The following is a 26,811-nucleotide window of genomic DNA, read 5'->3' on the forward strand; positions in this document are numbered from 1 at the left end:
ATTAATCGAAATGAGAGTTAGATAGCGCCATTAAAAATGAGTATGTCATCCCAATGATGCAGATTAATGATCCTGCCGTGCAGGAAACTACGACTCCGCTTTTTCGTCTGGCCTTCAGACCCTTTTTTCTCGGCGGTGCCTTGTTCAGTGTTATTTCTTTACTGCTGTGGGGCGGGAGTCTTTTTTATGGCGCCCGGTTTACGCCCTACGGAGGAATAGTCTGGTGGCACATGCATGAGATGATCTTTGGTTTTACTCTGGCAATTATTGCCGGTTTTCTTCTGACTGCTGTACAGACATGGACGGGTATTAAAAGCATCAAGGGTATGCCATTGGCTGCATTCTGTTTACTCTGGCTGGCTGCGAGAGTGATGCTGCTGTTTCCGGATGCGGTAAATCCATGGCTGGCTGGCATTGTCGATATCGCCTTTCCACTGGTGACAGCAGGTTTAATGGCCAACTGTGTTTTACGCAAAAAAATGTGGAAGAACCTGGTGTTTGCACCTGTGCTTCTGTTGATGACGCTGGCCTCCGGCATGATGCACTGGGGAGTGATCAATCAGGACTATGCCCTTGCCCATCAGGGAGCGTATGGCGGTGTTTATCTGATTGCCTTGCTGATGGTAATACTGGGAGGCAGGGTTATACCTTTTTTTACCGTGAATAAAATGGGTTTTGAAAAGTCTGTACCCAGTAAACCACGGGAGCTTTGCGCCATTATTCCTCTCGCTTTGATAGTATTGATGATGCTCTCGGGCTTGAACAATCAGCTGCCAATGGCTGTAGCCGTTCTGGCAGGAGTCAGCTTTGTGGCCAACTTGTTGAGGATGGTTAGCTGGAAAGGATGGAAAACAACTCCTGTGCCATTGCTTTGGTCGTTGCATGTTGCTTATCTGTTTATTGTATTGGGTCTTCTGTTTATGGCTATGCATTATGCAGGTCTGGCGATTGAGCCCACAATTATGATTCACGCTATGACGGTTGGTGGTATTGGTGGCTTGGTGCTGGCGATGATTTCCCGGGTTTCTCTGGGCCATACTGGTCGACCATTGAATGCAGGGATGCCGATTCAGTTTGCTTTTCTGATGATTGTTATGGCGGCTGTTGTACGACTGCTTCCTACTTTTATGCCCTCGCTTTATAACTCGCTTGTGCTGACCAGTATCTGCCTGTGGTCTCTGGCATACGGTATTTTCTTCATTGTATATCTGCCAATTTTGAGCCAGCCACGAGTGGATGGTAATCCCGGCTAAATACTATTATCAGACCTCAGAATGAAAAAAGCCCCGCCTATCTGAGATAGAGCGGGGCTTTCTTTTGACTAAAGACGCAACCCATTATTTTACAGGGCTGGGTTACTCTTCAGATCAATCTGGTAGTTAGCGAAACCAAACTCGTCACGATCACCAACCTTGGTCATCTTGCGTTGCTGGTAGTCGTTAATAAACTTGCTGGCCAGCTCAGTGTCCTGAGTCTGGAAGCGGACATCCAGTTTGGCAGCAGAATCAATGGCCTTGAAGTCCCAGTTATTGTCAGCAGATGGATCGACCTTGCCACCGTTTGCGGATTCGCTGGTGATGTAGGCCGCCAGCGCATCACGGTTCATGTCAGGCAATTCAAGAACAACATGGTCAGCACCGGTGCCGGCAAATTTGCCACTGAAAGCACGGTAGTTATTAGTCACTACAATGAACTCTTTCTCAGCCAGTTTGTTGCCAGTGAATACTTTGCCATTGTTGTCTTCAAAGGTCAGATCAACAATACGGCTGGCATCAGCGTTTACAACTTTGCAGCTGCCGTCAAACTTACTTGGCTGAGTTACATCAATCTTGTATGTCACACCATCAACAACATCAAAGTTGTAGGTGCGGTGACCACTCCAGTTGATCAGAGACTGTGGTTCGCTGCTGTTCGGGTTAATCTGATTGAACTGGTTAGCAGAACATTCCAGCCAGTCTTTCAGCTCAACACCGTTGATTTTCAGAGCTACGACAGTGTTCGGGTAGAGGTACAGGTCAGCAGCGTTTTTGTAGGTCAGCTGGCCTTTGGCAACTTGCACGTATGAGTCTGCATCAGCAACAGTACTGTGACGACCACCGGCTTTGAACGGCGCTGCAGCAGACAGAACTGGCAGTGCTTTCAGAGCCTTGTTTTCAGGCGTATTGGTCATGGCCTGAATCTTTTCGTTGATGTAGACCAGTTGTGCATCGGATACGATCTGTACAGTCGGGTCGTCCTGAACCAGTGACAGGAAGCTGAACATATCGCCAGTGGACTCACCGATAGGCTGGTTCACATAGTTCAGAGTACCTTCATGGTCTTCACTGACCAGCTTCTGAATACGGCTGACTTCCTGCAGGTTGGCCGTCACATCAGCGGTTTCAATCTTCTTGCGATCCTTGTTCTTGGTGTAGATAGGACGCGCTTTGGCAGTACCGGAAACAATACTCCAGTTGCCGTCTTTCAGTTCCAGCTGGAAATCAATCTGACCCATATTGTCGCCCCAGCGACCAGGCATAACTGCTGGAACACCGTTAATGGTACCTTTTTCCAGATCGATACCGAGACCTGCATACTTATCGCCAGAGAAAGTCTTGCTTGGGAAAACAGAGTGGCTGTGACCAAACATGATGGCATCAATGCCATCAACCAGGGTCAGAGCGTAGGTGGCATTTTCTTTACTGGTGTCAGTCGGGTTTTCTGAACTGCCGATACCGGAGTGTGGAATCGCTACAATGATGTCCGCACCCTTGGCTTTCATTTCAGGTACAAACTTCTCTGCGGATTCACGAATGCCCATCACAGAAACTTTTCCGGTCAGGTTCTGTTTATCCCAAACAAGAATCTGTGGCGGTACAAAACCAATGTAGCCGATCTTAACGGTTTGTTCTTCGCCGTTGCTGTCGACAATGGTTTTCTCTTTGATGATGTAAGGCGTAAAGAGGTTGTCGCCTTCTTTCTTATCATCCCAGCAGTCTGCTTTGCAGAGTACGTTAGCATTGATGTACGGGAAGTCAGCGTTGTCGATAGCACGCTTTAGAAAGTCCAGACCGTAGTTGAACTCGTGGTTACCAATATTGCCTACCACGTAATCCATTTCATTCATGGCTTTGTGAACAGGGTGGGTATCGAACTTATTGCCCTTTTTGTATTCAGCGGCAATGTAGTCACCCATCGGGCTACCCTGAATCAAGTCACCATTGTCGACTAATACGGTGTTGGCCACTTCACCCTTTGCAGTAGCAACGACAGCAGCTGCACGAGCCAGACCAATAGTGTTGTCTTTTCTGCCCTTGTAGTAATCAAAGTCCATGACGTTGGCATGGATGTCTGATGTTTCCATCAGCCTTAACTGTGCAGTTACCTTGTCACTGTTACCGGATTCAACTTCGTTTTTAGCCGCGCAACCAGATATGGCTACAGCAGAGCCAACTAACATAGCAAGCAGTGTCTTTTTCAATGTACACCTATCAAGGACAAAAGAAGGTAGGTATGAAGCAGATGCTTCATCTTTATGCAGAAGGATTATATGAAATAGTTTTGACTGTTTTGTGACCTGAGTCACGTGTTGTGACAATTGTTGTTTATTTGGTAAATATCGCTAATAAACAAGCATATAGAGGGAATTATCAATACCTAAAAACAGACTCTGGACTCAAACGTGTTAGTAACTGTTTTTATTTCACTCGATAAATATCTTTTGAATAAATTCTTCCTTCAGGATTTGTATAGCTGACACCTCGAATGTCAGGTTTGATCAGATAGTTGTTGCTGTTCCAAAAAACGGGAGCTATAGGCATGTCATTGGCCAGAATCAGTTCAGCCTTAACGTAGAGCTGGTTTCTCTGCTTTCTGTCGAGAGTTACACCAGCTTCGTTGAGCAGCTGATTATAGGCAGGGCTGTTGTAGAAACTGCTGTTATTGGCATGTTCCGGTGTGTGGTTATCCAGCATGGTCATAGCATCATCGTAGTCACCGCCCCAAAGTGCCCGAGCAATCTGGTAGTTGCCTGAAAGCTTATTTTGCAGATAGGTTGCCCATTCCTGACTTTCCAGGGTTAGAACAACAGGTAAATGCTTTTGCCACATCTCCTGAACAGCAATGGCTATTAGACGGTTGATGCCCGTGTTGTTATAGAGATAAGTCAGTTTGAGAGGGCTTTTCTTGTTGTAACCAGCGTCTTCTAACAGCTCTCTGGCAAGATAAATCCTTTCGCTGTCAGACATAGCCTGATAATCAGGAATAGGGGGGATAAAACCGGTCACTGTTGGTGGTGTAAAGGTATAAGCGGGCTTCTGACCCAGACCAAGAATACTGCTTGCAATCTTTTCTCTATTAATGGCAAAAGCGAGAGCTTTTCTTACCTTTTTATTATTAAGGGGAGGCTTTCTGGTATTGAAGGTCAGGTAGTAAGTACTGAGTGTTGGAGTTGATTTCAACTGGTCAGGCACTTTGTTAGCCAGAGATTTATAGTGGCTGGCGGGTATCCCGGAAACTATGTCTACTTCATTTGCCTTGTATCTTAATAAGGCGGCTGTTTCGCTTTCGATAGGCAGAAAAGTTACCTGAGTCAGGACTGTTTTGTTGTTATTCCAGTAATTATTGTTGCGATCAAGAGTCAGGAATTCCCTGATGACCCGCTTGCTCAGTATAAAGGGGCCGTTCACAACGATATTGTTTGCCATAACCCAGTTTTTGCCATGTCTTTCCGTAGCGTGCCGGGGAACTGGTTTAACGGAGCGGTGAGTTAGCATGGGGAGCAGGTATGGCGTAGGTTGAGAGAGCTCCAGTACAAGTTGATGATCAGATTGTGCCCGTATCCCCAGTTCAGAGGGAGGGGTTATGCCTTTAGTGATGGAGTTGGCGTTTTTAATTGACATAGATGCCAGATACCAGGCATAGGGTGAAGCTGTTTCAGGGTTAGCCAATCTTCTGAAACTGTAGACAAAGTCATGGGCGTTTAGTGCCTTGCCGTCAGACCATTTAAGTCCCTTACGAATATTAAAAGTCCAGACTTTGCCATCTGTGCTGGCTTGCCATGACTCCGCCTGGCCAGGAATGATATTTCCTTGAAGGTCTTGAGTTACCAGCCCTTCAAACAGCTCTCTGATCACATGGTCTTCAGGTATGCCAATAGCAAGGTGTGGGTCGAGAGATTCGGGGTCACCGTGAAGGGTTCGTTTGATGGTTTGGTTATCAGCGAGGTGTATCCCATTGGGCAAGTCGGCAGCCTGCAGGTTCAGGCTAAGAATTAGGGCGCATAGCCCTATGACTGTAGGCGTCAGGCTAGTCATTGGAAGTCAACAATCATTCGAATGAAAGCTTGTAAGGTAGCATATGAATAGCATGTTGCTATTCCTTTTTTACGCGGAATTGGCGCGAGAAGTGGTCGAACATAAGTTCTAAATTATCACTGTATTCAGAATCATCTGAACTCGAAAACTGAGATCAGATAGCATGGCTTCACGGCTGGTGCCAGCCCTTGCTCTTAAAACGTAGCCCTGACGTAGATCGAACATCAGGCGAGCACGTTCAAGAGAAGGGAAGTTTTCTGGCAAGTTGCCAGCATTCTTCTCACTGTCAAAACGGGCGGCTAGCCTGAGATCAGCTGCCAGAATAGCTTCCTGAAGAAGCTCCTGCACACCTTCAACGGTTCCGGCGCTGGTGGATACGCAGTTAGTCATAAAACAGCCCAGATGTTCCGGCGTTTCAGTGGCGTAATCCAGAGTTGCCTTCATAAAAGCACAGATGGCTTTTTCTATACTTTCTTCAGACTCAAAAGCGTCCATAGGGCCGCAGGATTCATTGTTCATATAACGCTGAATCGCCTGAATATAGAGACCTTTTTTATCACCAAATACTGAGTAAAGGCTAGGGCTGTTGATACCCATAGCCTGAGTCAGGTCTTTCATGGATGCGCCGTCGTAGCCTTTTTCCCAGAACACATGGATAGCGCACTGAAGAGCGGTATCGATATCGAAATTTCTTGGGCGTCCTACTTTCTTGCTTGGGGCCATTTAGGTCTATGTCCGACTCAAACTATTAAGCCAGACATTAAATGATGACTACCAGGTAACATCAAGGGCGTGGTGCTGGATAGTTTCTTTAACCTTCAGACAGTGGGCGCAGAAAAATCTGTTCACGAATAACCTGCCAACGTTCGTCTTCAAAACGAAACTCAATATTGCAAAGCAGTTTCATCTCTTCGCCGTTCATTCCACTGTGTATACGGCTCAGTACACATACAGCGGTGTCACCCAGAACATGGAAGTCATGCCAGTCGGCCCAGGTATTTAATTGGGTTTTGCCTTCTTCTGTCTGTTTTCTGAAGTGGGTAATAAATTCCTGTTTGTTATAGGTCTGCACGGTGCTATCTGGCATGACCAGAGTCGTGTGGAAATCCCGGTGATAAATAGTCTCCAGAGCATCAACATCGAAGTGGGTGGCGCGGTCGATCAGGTGATCCATGGCTGCACGGATCGCTTCATTGGTATGGGTAGATTTGGTCATTTCTCTTACATCTTCAAAGTGATTTAATTTTGTAATGACCGTTATTAAATTGAAATAAGAGATCTTAGTCAATGATTTTTTGTACTGATTGTTATGAAATTCATTAACCATTGAAAAGTAAGAGCTGAATGGAGGCGTGTTTTCTTAAAACACGTTGTGTATAGCAGCATGAAGTCGTCTACTGGATAGTAAAAAATACCATGGATTTCTTTGCAGCCGTCACGGTTTGACGTCTGTGATAGAGTAACTTCTTAGCCTGCCTGTGAAATTGAGTGATGAAAAACTGGAAACATCCGCCTCTTGATTCCGAGATCGCTCAGTACGTTGACTGTTATTGGTTTCTAGAAAAAACCAATACAGATATAAGTCACGATTCCCCTAGATTAAACCCGTACCCTGAAGCTCATCTCATACTGGCTCCGATAGATCAGCCCTATCATTACACTATGAATGAAATCGATACATCAGGCTTCGGTCCCCATTTGTTACTGCCGAGTAAGCACAGTGTGCAGCTGCATCACGCCGATCCTTTCATGTTTATTGGGGTCAAGTTTCGGGTAGGGGCTTTTTACTCTTTGTCTCTAACTTCAGACCAGCCTCAACTGAATCAAATCATAGAGAACCCTGATTTCTTTGGTTCTTTCAACGCATCTTTGATCGACCAGGCATCAAATACATCAACTTCAAACAGTATTCATAGGCTCTGTGCCATGCTGGACGAATGGTTGCGGCCTTTATTGGTAAATGCTCACGAAGATAAGTTCAGTAAGTTGGTGCGTACGACACTGTCTTTACTGAAGTATGTCGAGATAGCTGCACTAAATACACATCTGCATTGCTCACGAAGAACGATTGAACGATCGTTCTTGCGAGTAACAGGGCTTACTCTTAAGCAATATAACTCTATGCGTACGCTGGATGATCTGCTTACTTATCTGCATCGACGTAAAGAGAACTCGCTAGACTGGTCCGATATAGCGGCAAAATTCGGTTTCAGTGACCAGCCTCATCTTATCCGCTATTTAAAATCAACCATTCAGGCTACCCCGAACAATTACCTGAAACAGCGTGATTTGACCATTGATGTGTATGGGGACTTTGAAGAGTAAGAAAGATTGTCGCGATTATTCAATCCACAAGCGCTTCGAGTGATTAGTCTTGATTCCGAATTAAATCTGACTCTTAAGGAATCATGATGACACTGATCATTAGACCCTACACTGACTCTGACCTTCAGAGCGTTCTTTCGACTTGGGAAGAGGCAAATAGTTTAGCGCACCCTTTTTTGACTTCGGCATTCGTAGACAAAGTTCGCCACGATATCCCCAAACTGTATCTGCCGAATGCTGATACCTGGGTTGCTGAAGAGAATGGTTCTGTCATGGGATTCATTGCACTACTCGGTAACGAGGTTGGAGCACTTTTTGTTCAGCCGGAACGGCATGGAAAAGGAATCGGTAAAAAGCTGATGGACAAAGCTGCAGAGCTCCATCAGGAACTTGAGCTGGAAGTATTCAAAGCCAATTCAATCGGGCGTAATTTTTATTCCAGATATGGATTCAAACTGATATCTGAAGACATTCATCTGGAAACGGGTCAAGAGATTTTACGGCTAAGATACGCAAGTTAACTTTTTCAGTGTCTGGAGTGTATCCAGTGAATTGAACTTCTTAGTACCCCAACAAACTGGGGCACTAAGAATTATCTTAATGCTTTGGTTATCGCATCGTCACAAATTCTTCAGAAGACGTTGGATGAATAGCAATCGTATTATCAAAGTCTGCCTTGGTAGCACCCATCTTCAGAGCAACAGCAAATCCTTGCAGCATTTCATCAGAACCATGACCGATGGAGTGAATGCCGACGATTTTCTCTTCTTCGCCTACTGTCACCAGTTTCATTCGGCTTGGTTGACGGTGGCTGGTCAGGGCACTGTACATGGCAGTAAAGCTGCTCTTGTAGACTTTAACGTTTTCATCGCCGTGCTGTTCGATGGCTTCCTGCTCGGAAAGACCCACTGTACCGATAGGTGGGTGACTGAATACAACAGTGGCAACATTGTCGTAGTTCAAATGCTCTTCAGGTTTATTGTTGAACAGTCTTTCAGAAAGACGACGGCCAGCTGCTACAGCAACAGGGGTCAGCTCAATCTTACCGATATTGTCGCCTACGGCATAAATGCCGGAAACGTTGGTGTTCTGGAACTTATCAACCGGGATATAACCTCTTTCATTGGTTTCCACACCAGTGACTTCAAGGTTAATGCCTGAGGTATGCGGCTTGCGACCTGCCGCCCAGATCACGGTATCAACATTGAGTGAGCTGCCGTTTTCCAGATGAACAGTCAGGCTGCCGTCACCTTCTTTGGTGATTTCTTTTGGAACAGAGTGCGTGTGCAGCTTTGGTCCTTCAGCTTCCATGACTTCAACCAGAGTGTCGGAAAGCATCTCATCAAACGTACGCAGAGGCTTGTGTTTGCGAACCAGCAGGTGAGTTTCACTGCCCAGCGCATGCAGTACACCGGCAACTTCTACAGCAATATAGCCCGCACCCAAAACAGCTACACGGTTTGGACGGTCTTCCAGGTCAAAGAAGCCATCGGAATCTATACCGAGTTCAGCGCCAGGGATTTGAGGAACAGCAGGCTGGCCACCGGTAGCGATGGTGATATGGTCTGCAGTGTATTGAGTGCCATTAACTTCAACGGTTTTGGCATCAACAAAGCGGCCGTAACCTTTGATGACTGCTACCTTGTTGTTACCCAGCACACGATCGTAAGACTGGTGAATACGACCGATGTAAGCATCACGGCTTTCACACATCTTTTTCCAACTGAAGCTTTTTAGAATTTCTTCGCGATTCAGGTCAAAGCCGTAGTCAGGACCATATTGAACGGCATCAGAGATCTGGCCGGCAAACCACATGGCTTTCTTTGGAACGCAGCCTACGTTCACGCAAGTGCCGCCAAGGTGTTTGGCTTCGATCAGGCCAACCTTTGCACCATGCATGGAAGCACGGTTGGCTGTTGCGATACCGCCGCTACCGCCGCCGATTACGAGGTAGTCAAAATGTGTGTCTGCGCTCATGCTGGATTCCAGGTTAGATTTGTAATTGAGTACTTATATAGTGGCACTGTATGCGATTTAAAAGGCTATCGGCCAATTAGCTCTGTTTATCATCCTGATAGTTATCGTCAACGAGTGCCACTTTTCTTAAAGAGATGGTTGCTGAGCAAAATGATTATTAGAAGAAAAGTGGCACTGAATAGATGCAGGTGTGGTGCTCAATAGGCAAAAAAAGTGTCATTTTGCCCTGTGCAGAAAAATAAACTAAAACCGAAGGTGTTACTTGAGTGTTTACCTGTTACTGACAAAGTGTGCGAGGTAACGCTTTTGGAGTAGTCCTACTGTTACCGTATCAATGTCGTTTTTTGTGGAAACTACGTATCACAAGGGGTGCAGAGAGTTTTAAAAAAGTTGGCACAGGGTTTGTATATATACGAGCACAACCAAAAAATTTGCCACTAATAAAAATAATAACAGGCAAAGAATATCGACTGACAATAAAAATAATAAGGGTCGGTAGCAGTACAAGCGGATTGGTTTACAGGGTGTTTTTTTGTGGTGTAGCTACCAACAGGGAAACCGGAAAGCTGAGAAGATTGCGCAAAGCAACGCGAGCAAACCGGGCGGCTAAGGAAGGAAACTAAAGCCATTAACCACACAGCCTGCAAACCAATCCGCTTTTTCTTTTCAAAACTTTTTCTGTTTTTAAAAACGCCTCTTTTACCTTGCCTCTCTCGTTTTTCTGTACTTCAGTTCAAAGCTCTTTTGACCTTCATGATCCGCTACATAGCCGTATAACCGATATTCGTTACCAACGTGAAGCACCTGCTCCAGATAAATTTCTTCATTGTCGTATAGATGCTGAAACTTGGGGCTGGCATCAAGCACACGAACCGGCTTGCTATTATTGCCGTAGTCAAAATAGATATGCAGCTTATACATCAGGCTCTCATCCATAAGTTTTGAGAAAGCTATCTGTTGGTCGTCTGTTATGTATAGAACAGGTGCATATTCTTCAGGTTCAAAGGACTTCCGCTGACACTGATCAGGAGGAGGGGGAACCGCTTCTGTGGAACCTATCTTTGCTTCATAGAAACACTCGGAGTAGCTTTTGCAGTTTCCGGAATCGTCTTCAATTTGATAGGCAAAAATAAAGGTTTCTTTTGCCCAGTTAATCCCAGCTATACGCTCATCATGGTGAGTGAGAGGCGCGTCAATACAGGTGCCTTTATCGAGGTCACAGATACCCTGGTAGGTGTCTTTCGCATGGTGAATGATGGAGCTGTCTTTGGCTTTCAGGTTGAAGCAGTTGAGCAGTATCCTGTTTTGAAATCGCTGATAGCCAAGGTTCAAATCAATATTGCAGCGGAACAGCTCACTGTCTCCATCTGAACTTCTTCTTGCCATGGCCATGGGGAAGTTGACTATATCCTCAGTGCTTCTGATGGCGTAGGTTGCTTCAAGATCTCTTTTGGCACGTCTCTCGAAGTTCAATAAAGTGTTGGGGTTTGAAGTAGCTGTAAGTTCTGCAGAGAGTGCTGAAGTAGGAATTGTTTCTTTGACTTCATAGATAGATAACCGGTTACCTGTGCTGATTTGGCAGGCATTTTTGTTACTTTCAAAATCATACTGAGTGACATGATAATGGTCACCCTCGAGATCAATTCTTGCAGGCTTAAATCGGCAGCCTATTTCTGACTCTGTGGATTCTTCCCAGGTTTCACAGCCATAAATTGAATTGTTCACTGCTGCTTGTGCAAAGAAAGAGCTATTTCGGCTGTTCATAAATGGCTGAGACAGCTTAAGGCTCAATAGGTTTATGTAGGCACTCTGCTGGTGACCCGATTGATTGTAATAATTTACACCGGTCTGATTCGGGCTGATATAAAAAGTCAGTGGATGAAGCCTGCTGAAGTTAGAGATGTCTTCATCGTCATTCGGACAGCTGGATGACTTTGGTCGTAAGCCTGTAGCAGGTGTTGCTTTGTCGGTTAGGATTTCGCGATAGGTGTACTCGTAACCATCCCCATAACCTGAAGTAACCGGATACCACTCTTCACCCTGAGTGCTGCGATAGTCATTTACTGGCAGCGAGTTTGCGAACAGTGGTGTCATAAGAAAACATAAAAGAATAGACGCTCGTACATTCGGCATATATGGCTCCAGAAACTTCATCCGAATCGAAGTAGCTCAGGAGTATAGGTGAATATGAGCTTTGAATAGTTTTATGAAGAGTCAGTCGACCAATGGTATTTCTGAGGCATAAAAAAAGGCCGGATATACCGGCCATAATAGAGATTCAAACAATCAGCGTTGAGCGTCTTCGCCAATATGGTGGAAGTCTATATGCTCTTCATCCACGGCCGCATGCACGTTATTGAAGACATCGAAATCGAGCTCTTTTTCACTCTTGGCAACAATACAGCTGACAACACTATCGCCAGTAATATTGACTGCGGTGCGAACCATATCCAGCAGACGATCCACACCCATGATCAGAGCAATGCCTTCCAGCGGTAAACCAACCTGTTGCAGCACCATTGCCAGCATAACCAGACCAACACCTGGTACACCAGCTGTGCCTATAGATGCCAGTGTTGCTGTGACGATGACCATCATGTAGTCGCCCATGGACAGGTCAACACCAAAAGCCTGAGCAATAAATACGGTGGCAGCGCCCTGCATAATTGCAGTGCCGTCCATGTTAATGGTGCTGCCCAGAGGGACAGTAAATGATGCTACCTTGTTGGACACACCCATACGACGAGTGACGGCTTCGAGAGTCACTGGGATAGTGGCGTTACTGGAAGCTGTTGAGAAGGCAAACATAAAGGCGTCCTGAATCTTGGTAAGAAACAGCCAGGGGCTCAGTCCGGTGAACGCTTTCAATAGGCCTATATAGGTAATGAATAGCTGCAGTGCAAGAGCTCCGAGCACCACCAGGAAGTACTGAATCAGGTTGCCTATAGCACCAAGGTTAATAGTGAAGAACAGCTTCGCCATCAGGCTCATAACACCGTACGGTGCAAGGTGCATAATCAGGGTAACCAGCTTCATCATCACTTCATTAAGAGCGACAAACAGCTTGGCGATAGGCTCGGCAGGCTTGCCTGCTGCGGCAATAGCGATACCGAACAGTAGTGAAAAAACGATAATCTGAAGCGTATTACCCTCAGCCATAGCTTCAATAGGGTTTGTGGGGAACATTCCGATAATAACTTCAGAAATAGAAGGAGCAGTTTTTGAAGCGAACTCGGATGTACTTTCAAGGTTTGCGCCAATACCCGGACCGACAAGGAAGGCGAGCCCCATGGCGAGGCTGATAGCAATACAGGTAGTAGCCAGATAGAAAACAACGGTTTTGATACCCAAACGACCCAGTACGCTGATGTCCTTGAGCGAACAGGCACCACAGACTATGGATGCAAAGACGAGAGGGACAACAATCATTTTCAGGGATACCAGAAATATCTTCCCAATGACGTGAAATATGCCACCGACAAGATATTGTTCAACAAAAATGCTGCCTGAAAACTGTCTCATGATAAGGCCGATCAACAATCCTGTGACCATACCTATCAGCACCTTTGCTGTAAGGGATAAACTGCTCCAACGCTTCATAGAATTATCCTGATTTGCCTGACAAATAGTTCTTTCCTGCCGAACCATTCCTGTGGAACTCGACACTAATAATAGTGTGATTGCAGGGTTTTCAATTAGCTGATTAAGTATTTATTCTGAGGCGGCACAGCTTAAGCAGGCTTGGAAATAATACGGTTGATACGAGTCAATAATTGGCTAATCGATAACCATAGGGTGCTATTGAAGCGTTTATTTTTCGAGAATGGTTGCTTTTGCAGGCAAATAAACTGGGGTTTTAAGACTGTTTTAGCCGCTTTCAGCTGTTTTAAGTGAAAAACGTACTGATATGAATCAATAGGGTAATGAGGCAATAGTAATAAAAGCGTCCATAGTGGTGTTCTATGGACGCTGATGCTTTTTAGTAGAAAGACAGTTTAAGTAGAAAAACAGCTTTAGCAGAAAGACATACGAATACGTTTGTACTCAGGGTGCCAGCGTTTACTTCTGATGCGATGTTCGAGTTCTGTCATTTCGGTCACAGTAGCCAGACCTTCTTTTTGTGCCTGGAGGGCAACAGCAAGAGCAATGTCATTGGTGACCTGCTGAATGCGATCCAGCAGTGGTAACAGAGGTGCGTCTTTGCTGATCAGGGCAGGAGAAGACAGTGCCAGTGTTTCTACCGCTGCATCCAGCATACTGTCAGAAATACGGGAGGCACCGGATGCCAGAACACCCAGCCCCAGACCAGGGAAAATATAGATGTTGTTGCACTGGGCAACAGGGTAACTGTTTTCCTTGTACTGTACCGGGTCAAATGGACTGCCTGTGGCAATCAGGGCTTTGCCGTCAGTCCACTTGATGATGTCTTCTGGCAGTGCTTCTACCTGACTGATCGGGTTAGACAGTGGAAATACGATGGGCTGTTTATGGTTTTCAGCCATCAGCTCAATGATTTCCTGAGTAAACAGGCCAGGTTGACCGGACACACCAATAATGGCATCAGGCTTGGCGTGACGAACTACGTCCATCAGGGATGCTGAGTCACCACAGCTCCAGCTTTGGATAGTTGTCTGGCTCTGAGCCAGTTTCTGCTGGAAAGGGCGCAGGTTTTCATGCTGGTCGTTTACCAGACCATCACGGTCAACCATATAGATACGACTTCTGGCTTCCTGCTCGGAAAGTCCATTGCTGATCATCAGTCGGATGATCTGTTCAGCAATACCGCAACCTGCGGAACCGGCACCAAGGAAGGCAACTTTCAGGTTCTCAACGGACTTCCCTGCTGCTTTGGCTGCTGCAACCAGTGTTGCTGCAGTAACACCAGCTGTTCCCTGAATATCGTCGTTAAAGGTGCACAGCTCGTCGCGGTACTTTTCCAACAATGGTGTCGCATGGTTGATAGCGAAATCTTCGAATTGCAGTAGGGCATTAGGCCAACGACGTTTAAGAGCTTTGATAAAAAGCTCAAGAAATTCGAAGTACTCATCCTCCTGAATACGAGGGTGACGCCAGCCCAGGTAATTAGGATCATCCAGCAGTTTCTGGTTATTGGTGCCACAGTCGAGAGCGATCGGCAGTGTCAGGTTTGGAGTAATACCGCCAACGGCAGAGTATAGAGACAGTTTACCAATGCAGATGCCCATGCCACCGATGCCCTGATCACCCAGGCCAAGAATACGTTCGCCATCGGTGACTACGATAACTTCAATGTTACGTTTGAAGTTGGCCAGCATGGCGTCAATACGATCGCGTTCAGGGTATGAGATGTAAAGACCACGAGGGCGACGGTAGAGGTCGCTGTAACGCTGACAGGCCTGGCCGACAACCGGCGTATAAATGATGGGTAGCATTTCCTGCAGATGACGCTGTACCAGTGCGTAGAACAGGGTCTCGTTGGTGTCCTGTAATGAACGCAGGTAAATATGCTTCAGAATCGGTGTCGGTTTGATGGCAAAAGCTTTGTAAGCCCTTCGACACTGTTCTTCGAGGGTTTCTACTTTCGGGGGAAGCAGGCCGTGGAGGTCGAGTTCGCTGCGTTCCTCTTCAGTAAAGGCTGTACCTTTATTCAGCAGAGGGTTTTCGAGCAGGATGCGTCCGGAAAGGCCAGTATGAATACTGTTTATGTGGGTGTCAGTCATTGTTTTTGTGCCAGTGATAAAGCCAATCGGGCAGGTGAAGTAGCAATAAAGCCAGGAGAGGTTGGTGTCCGATTTTGTGCAGCTAAGGATAAATCCTGTTAGTGGTCAGAAACAGACAGGGAAAGCCGAAGTTATAGGTATTTTTGTAACTAGTTGCCTATAAAAAAGTCAGATGTCGTTTGTGTGGGGAAGAGTGTTACGTAGTCATCCTGCAGTTACACCTCTTCAGTGTGAGGTAACAGAATTCTTTCTCAAAAAGTGCGTGCGCTTTTCGAAGGTTGTTACGTAAACCTACGTGCATAGGGGGCTGGCGGTATAAATAAAAAAGTTGGCACGACAGTTGTATATATACAGGTACAAAAACAAAATTGGCCATAATAAAAATAATAGAGGCCATGCACTGACCGACAATAAAAATAAAAAGTGGTCAGTTACAAGTGAGTGGGAAGGTTTTTTGTATGGTGTTTTTTGAATATCCATACCCGAGCAGTAACTCCCATTCGCTTGACTGTTTTTTTTCATAAGAAATTCTCCCCATCTACTTTTTTGAAATACCTCTCTTCTCCTTTCTGACAGATATTGGATTTGCACCATACTTGGTCACTCTCTGATATATGGTTCATTTCATGTATGCCGCTCCGCAACTGGTTTTTACTTTGGCTGCTTCTGTTCTGCTGTGGTTGTGCACAGGCTGCTTTTGAGCAGTTATCGCAATTAGCGCGTAAGGAAGGTGTGCTGATGACAGCCACCATGCCTGATGACTGGGCGAACTGGGGGCAAACCTGGAGAGACATGAAGAGTTTGTTCGGCGTCACCTGCAGGGATACTGATATGAGTAGCGCGGAGGTGATATACAAAATAAAGGCCGAGAAGAAACATTCAACACTGGATATGGGCGACAGTGGTTATGAATTTGCCGGCCTTGCCAAGGCGCAAAAGGTAACCCTGCCACATAAAACAGAAAACTGGGAAGACATTCCAGAATGGGCGAAAGACCCTGAAGGACACTGGGTACTGTCCTATACGGGAACCATGGCTTTCATCGTTAATAGAGAAAAGGTTAAGAAGATACCCCGCAGTTGGTCTGAGCTGTTAAAAAGCCCATATAAGTTATCAGTGGGGCCAGTCGGTATTGGCAGTCAGCCAACCAATGCTGTTCTCTCGGCGGCCATAGCAATGGGAGGGAGTGAGAGAAACCTGATGCCAGGTATTAAGCTGTTTGCACAGCTGGCCAAAGAGAAGCGGCTCAGTATGGTGTCGCCCACTCTTTCAAATATTGAAAGGGGGGAGATAGAAGTTGCCACATTATGGGATTTTAACGCGCTCAACTATCGCTCCAGGATCAATGCAGAGCGTTTTGCTGTGTTTATCCCTTCAGATGGTGCTATTACCAGTGGTTACAGCACTATTATCAACAAATGGGCCAGACACCCTAATGCAGCAAGGCTGGCTCGGGAGTACATCCTGAGTGACAGTGGTCAGCTTAATCTTGCCCGGGGTCTGGCACGGCCAATAAGAGATATAGATATTCCCGAGAAAATACGCTCAGAACTTTTACCTGACGAGCAATATAAAAATGCCCGTCGTATTTCCAATATTAAAGAGTGGCGTCGAAGTATTCGAGAACTGTCATATATGTGGCAGGAACATGTTCTGGTTCATTTCAACTGATTCAACCACTGTGTTGTATGGGGTATTGTGTGCCTGAAAACACTCCGTCTGAAAAAGTGATACTGATTATTCTCGATGGTCTGAACTACGAGGTAGCCAGAGATTGTCTGGGTAACCTGATGGCCTATGTCGAGCTTTTTAAAGCGCGGTTATTTAAGCTCCGCTGTGAACTTCCCAGCTTATCTAGACCCATGTATGAAACCATTATTACGGGTACCAGACCCATAGACCACGGGGTGGTTCATAACGATATTATTCGCAACTCCAGAATTGAAAGTATTTTTTCTCTCGCTAGAAGTCAGAAACTGACGACCGCCGCTGCCGCTTTTCACTGGGTTAGTGAATTATACAACGATTGCCCTTTTGAGATGATGGAAGGCAGGTATCAAAACGACCCTGAACAACTGATACAGCATGGTATTTTCTATTGGCAGGAGCAGTACCCTGACAGCCATCTCTTTGCTGATGCTGAGCATCTGAGAGTAAACAACGACCCTGACTTTCTTCTTATTCATCCAATGAACATCGATCACGCCGGACACAGGTCAGGTTTACTATCTGCAGACTATCATCTGGCAGCCAAAACAGTTGATACGGTGCTGGCCGAATATATGCAGAAGTGGCTGCCTCTGGGCTATCAAATACTGGTCACCAGTGATCACGGAATGAATGCTGAGTGTAATCATGGAGGAACTACCAGAGAGGAGAGAGAGGTTCCGCTGTTTTTACTGGGAGACAGTTTTAGCTGGCTGGACGATCTTCAGCCAGAGCAGTTGCATATCTGTGGCATTGTTTGCGAAACCCTGGGGATTAGAGATCATGGCAAATTGTTGCCTTCACGACCGGGCTTGGCGTGAGGGTGGTATGAAAATCTGGCGAACAGTTGGTCTGGCATGGTTGTGCCTGATCCCATTTTTTCTAATCATTCTTTTATTTCAGATTTTGCCTTTTGCTCTGGTTCTTGTGAACAGCTTCAAGGCAGATATGGGAGAAATATGGGGGCTGGGAAATTACGCTTATCTTTTTTCCAGCAAGTTCTTTATGCAGAGCGTTACGAACAGTCTGCGTATCAGCCTTTACTCCAGTTGTGCAGGTTTACTGCTGGCTCTTCCCTGTGCCTGGAGTTTGTATAAGAGCGAAGGTCGAGTCAGGCAGTTTGCGCTGACGCTTTCTAATATGGTGGCAAACTTTTCGGGAGTCCCTCTGGCTTTTGCTTTCGTCATAATTCTTGGCAGTAATGGCTTCTTAACATTGCTGGTACTGGAAACAGGGTTGAAGTTGAATTTGAATCTTTACTCAGGCACAGGCCTTGTTCTTATTTACAGCTATTTCCAGATTCCGCTGGCAATACTGCTCATTCTTCCGGCCTTTTCCATTATTAGAAGTGACTGGCAGGAAGCAGCAAGCCTGCTTGGCGCCAGTCATTCACGATTCTGGATAAGCATTGGCTTGCCTGTACTCAGTAGCAGTTTACTCGCGACGTTTATTATTTTATTCGCAAATGCCATGGGCACTATGGCAACAGCTTTTGCACTAACGGCTGGAAACTACAACCTGATCACTATCCGTATTAATAATCTTATTTCCGGTGATATTTTTCTCGATCCCTGGTTGGCCAGTGCGCTCTCGATATTACTGGTCATTTTATTATTGATCATCACGCTTACGAATGAATGGCTGGCGACGATAAGGAGCCGTTATGGCAGAGGGTAATCATCCTGCTTACCGGCTTATTATTTCTTGTTATGTAATAGTTCTGCTATTGCCGTTACTTGGTACACTGCTCTATTCATTAAGTGATCATTGGTCTACAGGGTTAATACCAGATCAGCTCACGTTAAAATGGTATTTTAAGCTGCTTTCCGATCCTCGGTTTGTGATAGCTATAGGTCATTCTCTACTGGTTTGCAGTGGAACGTTAATATTAATGATATTGACAGTTCTTCCAGCAAGCTTTGTTGTTTTTGCCTATTACCCTTCTTTAAAACCAGTAATGAATCTGTTGGTTTTATTACCTTTTTCGGTCCCGCCAGTTGTCTCGTCCGTTGGGCTGCTTGAGTTGTTTTCTGAAGAACCTCTGCTTCTGACGGGAACTCCCTGGTTGTTATCCGGTGCCTACTTCACACTGGCATTGCCGTTTATGTACAGAGCTATTGCTAATAATCTTGATGCACTGGATCTGCAAGGTCTGATGGATGCGGCTCGGTTATTGGGTGCTGGACCTTTCAGGTTGTTCGTTACTGTTATTTTGCCCAATTTAAAAACGGGTATTCTGGTTTCCGTTTTCCTTTGCTTCTCACTGCTCTTTGGCGAGTTCGTTTTCGCCAATATTCTGGTAGGAAGTCAGTTCGAGACCATTCAGGTTTATCTTTTCAACATGCGTTTCTTCAGTGGTCATTTCAGCAGTGCGATTGTAATGAGCTACTTTCTCATATTGATGGTTTTAACGTTGCTGGCCAGTAAGTGGGGGAAAGTCTGATGATGGCACTCCGGGTTGAGAAACTGACGAAGGCGTTTCAGGAATCACAGGTCTTTTCAGAGATCAGCTTTCATATTGCTCAAGGGGAATTTGCTACTTTTCTGGGACCATCAGGTTGTGGCAAATCGACTCTTCTGCGGTGCATAGCCGGGCTCACCACACCTGATAGTGGTGAGATCTTCATTAATGAGAATAATATAACGTCTGAGCCTCCAAGGCTCAGGGGAATAGCTATGGTTTTTCAGAGCTATGCCCTGTTTCCCAATATGACGGTTTGGGACAACATTGGTTTTGGCCTGAAAATGAAGAAGCTACCAGTAACCCAGCAGAGCTCATTAATAGAGGAAGTTATTGCGCTGGTGGAATTGCAGGGCAAGGAACAAAAATACCCGGCTGAATTGTCCGGTGGGCAATGCCAGCGAGTTGCTCTTGCCCGCTCTCTGGTACTCAAACCAAAAATACTGCTGATGGATGAACCGTTTTCGGCTCTGGATACTCGAATACGGAAAAAACTCCGGGTTCAGCTGAGGACTATTCAAAAGGAACTCAACCTTACGGCTTTGTTTGTAACTCATGATCAGGAAGAAGCTCTGACCATTTCGGACCGGATTCTTTTAATGAATGAAGGGAAGATCGTTCAGGATGGAACGGCTGAGCAGATTTATACTGAGCCATCCAATTCATTTGCTGTGCGCTTTATTGGGAACTACAACCTGCTGGATAATCACCAGGCACGAACATTGTTGGGTATCACCAGTGACCATCAGATTGCCGTGAGACCCGAGTCAATCTATGTACGTGAGGACGGCCGTAATTACCCGGAACATGTTAGGCATCCGGTTAAGGGGAAAGTTATGGACAGCCTGTTGCTTGGTAATGTGATTCGTTATCGTGTTGAGGTGGCGGGGTTGGAGTTAAAGGTAGATTTGCTGAACCGCAGCTCTGAACGATTGTTTGCGACAGGAGCTGAGCTACAGCTCCTGTTTAACGCTCAGGAAATCAGGGAAGTGGATTAGAGGTCAATCAGACCTCTGGCCTGTTCAAGGCTATCGATAATGGCATGAGCCTTTTCAGCCACTTCTTCTACAGGTGAGGAAAAATCAGGAACCATGACGGCCTTACAGCCTGCTCTGATCGCTGAAAGAGCACCATTGTTGGAATCTTCAAAGACCATTACCTTTGCTGGATCAACGCCAAGCAGTCGGCAGGCTCTGCTGTATGGTTCAGGGTCAGGCTTGCTGTTTGTTACCTGTTCTCCGGTGACAATAGTATTGAATGCGTCCAAAGCATCCATACCAACAAAGTTATGGTGTACAGTCTGTTGCCGTGAAGAGGTTACAAGGCCCAGCTTCACTGGTTGGGCTCTCAGCCAGCTGAATAATTCCGCAAACCCGGGTTTTAACTCGATGGTTGCCAGGCCTATTTTTTGGTTAAAAAGCTTTCGCTTGTGTAAGTGAAGAGCCTCAGCAGGACACTGCTCGCCGAATGTATCCTTAAGCAATCTCAGGGTGTTCTGTCCTGTGAGTGAAGCACACTGCTTGAGGAAGGTGTCGTCGATGCCATAGCCGAAGCTTTTCCCTGCTTCCTGCCAGCAGGCTCTGTGATACTTCTCTGTATCAAAAATCAGTCCATCCATGTCGAAAATGATGGCCTGTAAGTCGTTCAGCATGGAGCTACTCCACATGCAGAGTTTTGAGGGGATGAGATTCTTCAGCAGGCTTGTACTATTGTTCAATTAAGCCTGTGAGAATCAGGCTGGGACTTTAACTTTAGAGTGAGACATTTTCATTAATCGATGTCATGAAAAATGATTCGATATTAAGTAAATGTCGATTTCCGTCAGCAGATGACTGAAATCTACTCTAAAATGTAATTCTTGATACACAATAGCTTTTTTGGAATAGCCTAATCTAGATAGTGAAGGAATGATAAATAGCTCTTGTGAATCACAAAAAATTTGAATAAGTAATTGTAACGAAACAAATTTATGACTGATCAGAACCATGTCTGCAGTACAGATCTTCCGGATTTATCCAAAGATCATTTGACCAGAGTTGCCTCACTCTTCAGGCTTCTTGGTGACGAAGGTCGCCTGAGGCTGGTTATGGCATGCCTGGATACGCCTCAGCCTGTGTGTTGCCTGTCAGAACTGACGGGTATGTCACAGCCGCTGACCAGCCACCACCTTCGTGGATTGAGAGAAGCCAGAATTCTCAAATCCAATAGAAGAGGCAAGCAGGTACTTTATGAACTGGATGACCATCATATCCGTCATGTAGTTCTTGATCTCTGTAGCCATGTTCTTGAAGAGTGCCATGGTACTGATTCCGAATGTGGCAATCAGCCCAAGGCAGATCAGGATCAGCCTTCCGGCGAACCCTCCTGACATCGCTGCCTGTATAGTCAAAAATTATACAGGTAGCAACAAATCCTAAATGTTTTTCATTTCTGGGCGACTTTTCTAGCAGACTTCATTCTGCAAAGGACAGCCTGTGTCTACTTCCGATAAAAATGATAAAAAATCAGCAAAAGCTGGCCAGGTTCCAGTTCTGGATATTGATGGCCAAAAAGCGCAAGGTCTTGATAGCTCGATTACCATCAAGCTCAAAGGTGTAAAGAACTATAAAGTTGCGGTTAAACCTGCTGTTGAAGCCAGGCTTATTCCCGATCCTGTTCTGGTCGCCAGAAAAGAACTGTCAGAGCAGCTGCATCCTGGAATGAATGTTCCTCCCCATGCTTCCCTGCGCAATGAACTGCTAAAAGAACGTGACCTGGAACGAATCTGTTTTAACCAGACAGACCTGACTCACTGCAATTTCCGTAACAGTAAGCTGAGAGGGGCGAGGTTCAAAGGGTGTAACCTTGCCGGAGCCGATTTTCGTAATGCCGATTTAGTGGATTGTATTTTTGAAGATTCAAACCTTGAGGGCTCTGATTTAAGGTTCTGTCAGCTGAAAAATATCAGGATTGTTGATTGCAATCTCTTCGCTGTAAATATGGACGGCAGTTGCCTTGATAATGGCATTATTGATAGTTGCAATATGGGTGCCCAGAGTTTTCATGGCAGTTCCTGCAAAGGCCTCAGGCTGTACAGTAGTCAGGTCGTTCATGGTTTTTTTGATGATGCGGATATGGAATCCTGTGAACTGAGGAATATGGAGTTCAGAAACTGCACATTGACCAATACCAGCTTCAAGAATGCCTTGATTGATGACTGCCAGTTTCGTGGTTGTGAAAGCTTTCAGGCAGGGCCTATCTTCTCTGGAGCAGTGCTCAACCTGGTATCAATGAGCGATACCGAGTTTCAATTGCCTAAAATGGTCAAAACCCGTATCACCAACAGTCAGTTTATTCGGGTTGATCTGGACTCCTGCCTGATGGATGGAACCCTGTTTGACAAGGTTGTGTTTGAGAAGGGGGAAATGAAAGAGTGTTACAGCCTTGATCAGGCACCTGTTTTCAGCCATTGCAGGCTCGATCACCTCTCGATGAATCAGCTTGAGCTAAGCGATGCCCGGTTTGACCGAAGTGCCTTTGTCGGCGCCATTATTCGTGATTCCGATTTCAGTCAATGGAATATGAGCCACACAGGTCTGGACAGTGAAACCAGCATTGAATAATTACAGGTTTCTGTAGGCGAACTCTTTTATAAAAGCGGTTATAACGAACTTCTGCCAATGTTCATCACGTCAGCGGTTTGCTCTGGCCAATTGATGTCCAGAGTAATCAGCTCCGGCTCTTTTTGATCTTTCCCTTTTTTATCCATGTTATGGATAACGACGGATGCTGTGAAGTGTTCGGGCGTGTCTTCAGAGGGGAAGAACGTTAACTCATCCAGGTTCCAGGTACTGATGTTAACAGGGTGACCATCGGTTTTTACCCGCTCAAAATCATCCTCCAGTTCACAGCCTTCCGGTAAATCCTCGATGATGATCGATTGAGCAATAGTCTCATCTTTCTGCACCAGCTTTGACAGAAATTCCAGTGATAGTGGTGGGGCATCAAAAGCGACCTGATCAGTTTTCGCCTTGGGTTGCTTCTGTACTGAGTGGTTTGTTATCAGAACCTTAATATCGAGTGTTTCAGAATGGAGCTCTGAGTCAGCAAGAACCTGAATCTTGTAGACAGGCTTCACTGTAGAAGGGGAGCCTGTTGTTCGAATATCACCTGTTTGGCCATCGATAATGAATAAGCCGCCAGCATCGTCAACCATTGAAAAGCTAATTTGCTGATCAGAGTCCTTCTGGTCAGAGTCAGCCGCTTCCAGTGTACCAATCAGCTTTTCGGGTTCAAGGCCTGAGGTATAGAAGTTCAGCCCTAATGCGTTCTCAACGGTATCAGCCAGATAGATAGCCATGATGGCATCAGAGCCGAGACAGCAGCTGGTCATCAGCAAGTCATCAATATTACCATTAAGATAACCGTCACCAGCCCAATGACTTTTCCCCAGATAGTTACCGGTACGAAACATTTTTTGCGGAACGGCGCCTTTTCTGGATTTGATCAAAGATCCGTTGCGATAGACAGACATTAAGCCTGACTCGTCTATCGTTGCCGCTATATGCACCCACTGCTCTTGCTGAAAAAAATCATTAACCTCCAGAGCGTTATAGTGATTACTGTCGTCGGAATAAACTCTAAAGCTCAAACCGTTTCCTGTATCAAGGTGGCTGAGAATGATGTTGTTATCCGCAGGCCCATTACCCAGATCAATAATTCTCGACCATGGCTGAGTGAACTCATTAAACCGAACCCAGGCAGTAATTGTCATCGGGCCTCCGGTTTCGAGTGGTGTAATTTCTGCGCAGCCTTCTGTGCCATTCATAGCGAATGTACTGCCACTGTGTTTTCTGCAGGTCATCCAGCTGGCATCACCAGCCAGCATTGCGTGATTCTGATGCCCTGACTCATCAAGTAGCTTAAGGCCGGCTCCAGTATTGCAACTGAATGCCAGAGAGATTTCTTCGAGCATTGATTTTCTTTTAATCAACGGCATAGCTGGTACCGGGGTGATTTCTTCAGGATGAGTTGCTCCAATAATCGTTGCCTGAAAAGAGAAGGTTGCAACCATGGGGAAGGGTTGCTCTGAACCAGGCTCATATTTCAGTCGACCTGTCAGCAAGTCCGAGCGGGTAATTGTTTGTCTGGAGCTCAGTAAACGGTTGTTGAACAACAGTTGCCCTGTTTCTGGCTGACCGGTTATGGCGAGCTCAAACGATAAGGCTTCTGTTTGAAACTGGAAGTCACTGTCAGTAAACAACACCGGTGTGTCATCTATTACTGAAATATCAAAGCTACCAGTCTCAATGGTTAACTGCTCACTGTCATCCTGTTGTTGCTGAGTTTCGGTGGCTTTTGTCTGAAGGGGTAATAATGCTGGCTCATGCGTTTTGCTTATGACGGGTTCAGGTTTATCAGAGTGAACCTGATTTGAACTATTTATATTAACGTGTAGCAGTTCTGAAGGCAGCTGATGATCATCGGGAGGTGAAGTAGAAATGGTCAGCTCAGCGATTACCGCAGGTTTGGAAGAAGCGTCGATAAGAAATGATAGTTGTCTGTGCAATCTGAATCCCTGAGTCGTCAGCAGATCATAACTGTAAGACAGTAACTCCGAGTGCTCTTCGTATGTGGCAGCGCTTATATTCAGGCAGTGGGAATCAGTACTGACGGTAATACCTGACTCTTTTCCTGAATCCAGCTTTAAATTTGCAACAGTATATTGATCAATTTCTTCAGGGCTTAATAAATCTACCTTAAGAATACTTCCGCCTGATGTTTTATTCATGATGGGCTCTTTGAAAGATTTCCAGGTGGATAAAACCAGTTTAGCGACTATTGCCATGAAAAATCATGATCTTTTTATTAATTAAGGTTTGCTTCGGGTTACAGGCGGGGTAATCAGGTTGATGAAGGAGAGCTGATTGCTGGGTAATTAGGCTTAACTTTATGGAAACCTTATTGGTATTTCTGAGAACGGAATTAAGTGAAATACCCCGAAGCGTCAGTATTTTGACAGGGAGAAAAAATGATTCAGTTTGATGCAGTTCGATCATTTCTAACTGAGCAATTCAGTGCTAAATCCGTTGCAGGAAATCTTAACTCTCTAAAAGGTGCTTTCAGGGGAATGTTGGCTGAAGCTGTTGAAGTAATAAAAACACAGCTTGATCGCATGGGCAGGAAATGTGTTTCTGGATATCAACCCTTTCAGAAAGTTACGGAACGAAGCATAGCCAAATGGAATGTGCTGGGTAAACGTTACTGTAAACGATGTGAGCGAATGGAGCAGGCATCAGTAGAGCTTTTGAAAAACCTGATGACTGGAATAGATAAGACCCCTTATCAAGGCATCAAGCAGCAGCGTGAAGAACTGATGCTACAGGTACAAAGCACGTATCGTACCGTCCACGGCAAAAACCCTGACAACGAGCAGTTCAATGAAATCTTCAGGCAACTGTGTGATAAAGCAGGGCACTCAGTGAAAGATTACATGACTCAAATGAGAGGCGTTGAAATAAAAGAAAAAAAGCAAGAAATTGAAGGGTATATGAAAGGTCTGATTCTGGCAGGGAGAGATAGCGAGCCAGAGAATGCTGAGCAGGGCTATCAAAAACTACGGCACGCTATAAATCAGTATTTCTTTCAATTTGAAGGTAGCTACCCAACGACAGATCAGTTTAATGACATGATTACTGATTTATGCGAATTGATTGGTTGGGAACCGGACAGGCACAGAGAAGAATTATTTCAGGTAAGAAAGCCTGAGCTCAAGAAGCTGTCACAGCGATCAGAAATAGCAGTAGGAAGTTTTATAGAGAACCTGAAAAAAGGGAAAGTAAGACGGGTAGCAGAGGGGCTCTTGAATCTTAGAGAGACAATTGGAGCCAAACTGACACTTGAAAGAGAAGGGCGTTCTTTTTCCGCAGAAGATCTTGGCTTGCAGGCAGCAAGAATGCTTCAAAAGAAGGAAATTATCCCAGGTTTTGAAACTGAAATGCAGGCATCTCTAAAGCCAGAAGGTGAAGCTTTCTCCATTCTAAAGTCCCTGTACGAGCTCTCAAATAAAAACTATCCAATAAATGGCAGGGAGCTGGGGCTTCTTGGTTATGCTGGAGAAGAAGCCGTTGTCAGTGTTGAAATGGTTCCCCTGTTATTTGCTGACCTGACTGAGCATTATTTTCCTGGTGAGGAAAATAAGGAGCAGAGGCAGCATTTGCAGCGAGAGTTTATCAAGAAGGTAGCTTTGGGCGACCCATCATTAAAGTACACTGATATGTTCAGTATTGATTTTCAATCAGCCGCTGCGAAAGGCTGAGCCTGTATTACTTCGAGATAATAAAAGAGCCGGCTTCTCAATAAGTGAGGC

The 26,811-nt window shown here is 45.5% G+C and carries 21 protein-coding genes; 11 read left to right on the top strand and 10 right to left on the bottom strand.

All coding sequences use genetic code 11. The features are described from left to right. Positions 1–53 precede the first annotated feature (53 nt). Entirely contained in the window at positions 54–1,253 is a 1,200-nt protein-coding gene (locus EOPP23_RS00510) for an NnrS family protein (RefSeq protein ID WP_153764022.1), read from the top strand. A gap of 89 nt (positions 1,254–1,342) precedes the next feature. On the opposite strand, the gene EOPP23_RS00515 is transcribed toward EOPP23_RS00510, so the two are convergent. The 4 genes from EOPP23_RS00515 to EOPP23_RS00530 form a co-directional block, all read right to left on the bottom strand. Continuing rightward, the gene (locus tag EOPP23_RS00515; protein WP_153764023.1) at positions 1,343–3,439 is read right to left on the bottom strand and encodes a bifunctional 2',3'-cyclic-nucleotide 2'-phosphodiesterase/3'-nucleotidase; all 2,097 of its coding nucleotides are present in this window, start codon (positions 3,437–3,439) and stop codon (positions 1,343–1,345) included. Positions 3,440–3,677: 238 nt separating this feature from the next. After that, positions 3,678–5,294: a peptide ABC transporter substrate-binding protein gene (locus tag EOPP23_RS00520; RefSeq protein ID WP_153764024.1), complete on the bottom strand. Its 1,617-nt coding sequence runs from the start codon at positions 5,292–5,294 to the stop codon at positions 3,678–3,680. A gap of 108 nt (positions 5,295–5,402) precedes the next feature. After that, entirely contained in the window at positions 5,403–6,017 is a 615-nt protein-coding gene (locus tag EOPP23_RS00525; protein WP_153764025.1) for a TetR/AcrR family transcriptional regulator, read from the bottom strand. 88 nt (positions 6,018–6,105) lie between these two features. Then, positions 6,106–6,510 carry a nuclear transport factor 2 family protein gene (locus tag EOPP23_RS00530; RefSeq protein ID WP_153764026.1) on the bottom strand — a complete coding sequence of 135 codons (405 nt, stop codon included), beginning with the start codon at positions 6,508–6,510 and terminating at the stop codon, positions 6,106–6,108. Between the two features lie 275 nt (positions 6,511–6,785). Between EOPP23_RS00530 and EOPP23_RS00535 the strand changes: the two genes are divergently transcribed. Further along, positions 6,786–7,619: a helix-turn-helix domain-containing protein gene (locus tag EOPP23_RS00535; protein WP_153764027.1), complete on the top strand. Its 834-nt coding sequence runs from the start codon at positions 6,786–6,788 to the stop codon at positions 7,617–7,619. A gap of 83 nt (positions 7,620–7,702) precedes the next feature. After that, on the top strand, positions 7,703–8,140 hold the full coding sequence (locus EOPP23_RS00540; RefSeq protein WP_228550513.1) for a GNAT family N-acetyltransferase: 438 nt from the start codon (positions 7,703–7,705) through the stop codon (positions 8,138–8,140). 88 nt (positions 8,141–8,228) lie between these two features. Here the strand turns inward: EOPP23_RS00540 and gorA are convergent, their stop codons facing one another. From gorA to EOPP23_RS00560, 4 genes are all read right to left on the bottom strand, one after another. Further along, positions 8,229–9,596 (bottom strand): glutathione-disulfide reductase, encoded by a 1,368-nt coding sequence (gene gorA, locus EOPP23_RS00545; RefSeq protein WP_153764028.1) that lies wholly within the window; start codon positions 9,594–9,596, stop codon positions 8,229–8,231. Between the two features lie 699 nt (positions 9,597–10,295). Beyond that, positions 10,296–11,729, bottom strand: coding sequence for a hypothetical protein (locus tag EOPP23_RS00550; protein ID WP_153764029.1), 1,434 nt, complete (start codon positions 11,727–11,729; stop codon positions 10,296–10,298). Between the two features lie 153 nt (positions 11,730–11,882). After that, a complete protein-coding gene (locus EOPP23_RS00555; RefSeq protein WP_153764030.1) occupies positions 11,883–13,196 on the bottom strand; it encodes a dicarboxylate/amino acid:cation symporter in 1,314 nt (437 codons plus the stop codon). A 413-nt stretch (positions 13,197–13,609) separates the two neighbouring features. Further along, positions 13,610–15,295 carry an NAD-dependent malic enzyme gene (locus EOPP23_RS00560; RefSeq protein WP_153764031.1) on the bottom strand — a complete coding sequence of 562 codons (1,686 nt, stop codon included), beginning with the start codon at positions 15,293–15,295 and terminating at the stop codon, positions 13,610–13,612. 630 nt (positions 15,296–15,925) lie between these two features. Here EOPP23_RS00560 and EOPP23_RS00565 point away from each other — a divergent pair. The 5 genes from EOPP23_RS00565 (at position 15,926) to EOPP23_RS00585 (ending at position 20,461) form a co-directional block, all read left to right on the top strand. Further along, positions 15,926–16,966: an ABC transporter substrate-binding protein gene (locus EOPP23_RS00565; RefSeq protein ID WP_153764032.1), complete on the top strand. Its 1,041-nt coding sequence runs from the start codon at positions 15,926–15,928 to the stop codon at positions 16,964–16,966. Between the two features lie 29 nt (positions 16,967–16,995). Further along, on the top strand, positions 16,996–17,823 hold the full coding sequence (locus tag EOPP23_RS00570) for an alkaline phosphatase family protein (protein ID WP_370514570.1): 828 nt from the start codon (positions 16,996–16,998) through the stop codon (positions 17,821–17,823). 7 nt (positions 17,824–17,830) lie between these two features. Further along, positions 17,831–18,679, top strand: a complete 849-nt coding sequence (locus EOPP23_RS00575) for an ABC transporter permease subunit (protein ID WP_153764291.1) — start codon at positions 17,831–17,833, stop codon at positions 18,677–18,679. Positions 18,680–18,893: 214 nt separating this feature from the next. Continuing rightward, positions 18,894–19,445, top strand: a complete 552-nt coding sequence (locus tag EOPP23_RS00580) for an ABC transporter permease (RefSeq protein ID WP_228550514.1) — start codon at positions 18,894–18,896, stop codon at positions 19,443–19,445. Then, on the top strand, positions 19,445–20,461 hold the full coding sequence (locus tag EOPP23_RS00585) for an ABC transporter ATP-binding protein (protein ID WP_153764034.1): 1,017 nt from the start codon (positions 19,445–19,447) through the stop codon (positions 20,459–20,461). The genes EOPP23_RS00580 and EOPP23_RS00585 overlap by 1 nt, the downstream gene beginning before the upstream one ends. On the opposite strand, the gene EOPP23_RS00590 is transcribed toward EOPP23_RS00585, so the two are convergent. Continuing rightward, positions 20,458–21,114, bottom strand: coding sequence for an HAD family phosphatase (locus EOPP23_RS00590; RefSeq protein WP_194842442.1), 657 nt, complete (start codon positions 21,112–21,114; stop codon positions 20,458–20,460). The two genes, EOPP23_RS00585 and EOPP23_RS00590, sit on opposite strands and share 4 nt — an antisense overlap. Before the next feature lie 318 nt (positions 21,115–21,432). Here EOPP23_RS00590 and EOPP23_RS00595 point away from each other — a divergent pair, with 318 nt between their 5' ends. Both EOPP23_RS00595 and EOPP23_RS00600 read left to right on the top strand, forming a co-directional pair. After that, complete coding sequence (locus EOPP23_RS00595; RefSeq protein WP_153764036.1) at positions 21,433–21,831, top strand: helix-turn-helix transcriptional regulator; 399 nt, start codon at positions 21,433–21,435, stop codon at positions 21,829–21,831. Positions 21,832–21,937: 106 nt separating this feature from the next. Then, positions 21,938–23,065: a pentapeptide repeat-containing protein gene (locus EOPP23_RS00600; protein ID WP_153764037.1), complete on the top strand. Its 1,128-nt coding sequence runs from the start codon at positions 21,938–21,940 to the stop codon at positions 23,063–23,065. 38 nt (positions 23,066–23,103) lie between these two features. Here EOPP23_RS00600 and EOPP23_RS00605 read toward each other — a convergent pair whose 3' ends face one another. Then, positions 23,104–25,233 carry a LamG-like jellyroll fold domain-containing protein gene (locus EOPP23_RS00605; protein ID WP_194842443.1) on the bottom strand — a complete coding sequence of 710 codons (2,130 nt, stop codon included), beginning with the start codon at positions 25,231–25,233 and terminating at the stop codon, positions 23,104–23,106. A 240-nt stretch (positions 25,234–25,473) separates the two neighbouring features. Between EOPP23_RS00605 and EOPP23_RS00610 the strand changes: the two genes are divergently transcribed. After that, on the top strand, positions 25,474–26,760 hold the full coding sequence (locus EOPP23_RS00610; RefSeq protein ID WP_153764039.1) for a hypothetical protein: 1,287 nt from the start codon (positions 25,474–25,476) through the stop codon (positions 26,758–26,760). Positions 26,761–26,811: the final 51 nt, after the last annotated feature.

This window comes from Endozoicomonas sp. OPT23 (assembly GCF_009653635.1).
Lineage (GTDB): Bacteria > Pseudomonadota > Gammaproteobacteria > Pseudomonadales > Endozoicomonadaceae > Endozoicomonas_A.

Excerpts from the sequence above, each read along its gene's own strand:
- EOPP23_RS00510 (WP_153764022.1), top strand. The coding sequence starts at position 54 with ATGATGCAGATTAATGATCCTGCCGTGCAGGAAACTACGACTCCGCTT.
- EOPP23_RS00515 (WP_153764023.1), bottom strand. The coding sequence starts at position 3,439 with ATGTTAGTTGGCTCTGCTGTAGCCATATCTGGTTGCGCGGCTAAAAAC.
- EOPP23_RS00520 (WP_153764024.1), bottom strand. The coding sequence starts at position 5,294 with ATGACTAGCCTGACGCCTACAGTCATAGGGCTATGCGCCCTAATTCTT.
- EOPP23_RS00525 (WP_153764025.1), bottom strand. The coding sequence starts at position 6,017 with ATGGCCCCAAGCAAGAAAGTAGGACGCCCAAGAAATTTCGATATCGAT.
- EOPP23_RS00530 (WP_153764026.1), bottom strand. The coding sequence starts at position 6,510 with ATGACCAAATCTACCCATACCAATGAAGCGATCCGTGCAGCCATGGAT.
- EOPP23_RS00535 (WP_153764027.1), top strand. The coding sequence starts at position 6,786 with ATGAAAAACTGGAAACATCCGCCTCTTGATTCCGAGATCGCTCAGTAC.
- EOPP23_RS00540 (WP_228550513.1), top strand. The coding sequence starts at position 7,703 with ATGATGACACTGATCATTAGACCCTACACTGACTCTGACCTTCAGAGC.
- gorA (WP_153764028.1), bottom strand. The coding sequence starts at position 9,596 with ATGAGCGCAGACACACATTTTGACTACCTCGTAATCGGCGGCGGTAGC.
- EOPP23_RS00550 (WP_153764029.1), bottom strand. The coding sequence starts at position 11,729 with ATGCCGAATGTACGAGCGTCTATTCTTTTATGTTTTCTTATGACACCA.
- EOPP23_RS00555 (WP_153764030.1), bottom strand. The coding sequence starts at position 13,196 with ATGAAGCGTTGGAGCAGTTTATCCCTTACAGCAAAGGTGCTGATAGGT.
- EOPP23_RS00560 (WP_153764031.1), bottom strand. The coding sequence starts at position 15,295 with ATGACTGACACCCACATAAACAGTATTCATACTGGCCTTTCCGGACGC.
- EOPP23_RS00565 (WP_153764032.1), top strand. The coding sequence starts at position 15,926 with ATGCCGCTCCGCAACTGGTTTTTACTTTGGCTGCTTCTGTTCTGCTGT.
- EOPP23_RS00575 (WP_153764291.1), top strand. The coding sequence starts at position 17,831 with ATGAAAATCTGGCGAACAGTTGGTCTGGCATGGTTGTGCCTGATCCCA.
- EOPP23_RS00580 (WP_228550514.1), top strand. The coding sequence starts at position 18,894 with ATGATATTGACAGTTCTTCCAGCAAGCTTTGTTGTTTTTGCCTATTAC.
- EOPP23_RS00585 (WP_153764034.1), top strand. The coding sequence starts at position 19,445 with ATGATGGCACTCCGGGTTGAGAAACTGACGAAGGCGTTTCAGGAATCA.
- EOPP23_RS00590 (WP_194842442.1), bottom strand. The coding sequence starts at position 21,114 with ATGCTGAACGACTTACAGGCCATCATTTTCGACATGGATGGACTGATT.
- EOPP23_RS00595 (WP_153764036.1), top strand. The coding sequence starts at position 21,433 with ATGACTGATCAGAACCATGTCTGCAGTACAGATCTTCCGGATTTATCC.
- EOPP23_RS00605 (WP_194842443.1), bottom strand. The coding sequence starts at position 25,233 with ATGAATAAAACATCAGGCGGAAGTATTCTTAAGGTAGATTTATTAAGC.
- EOPP23_RS00610 (WP_153764039.1), top strand. The coding sequence starts at position 25,474 with ATGATTCAGTTTGATGCAGTTCGATCATTTCTAACTGAGCAATTCAGT.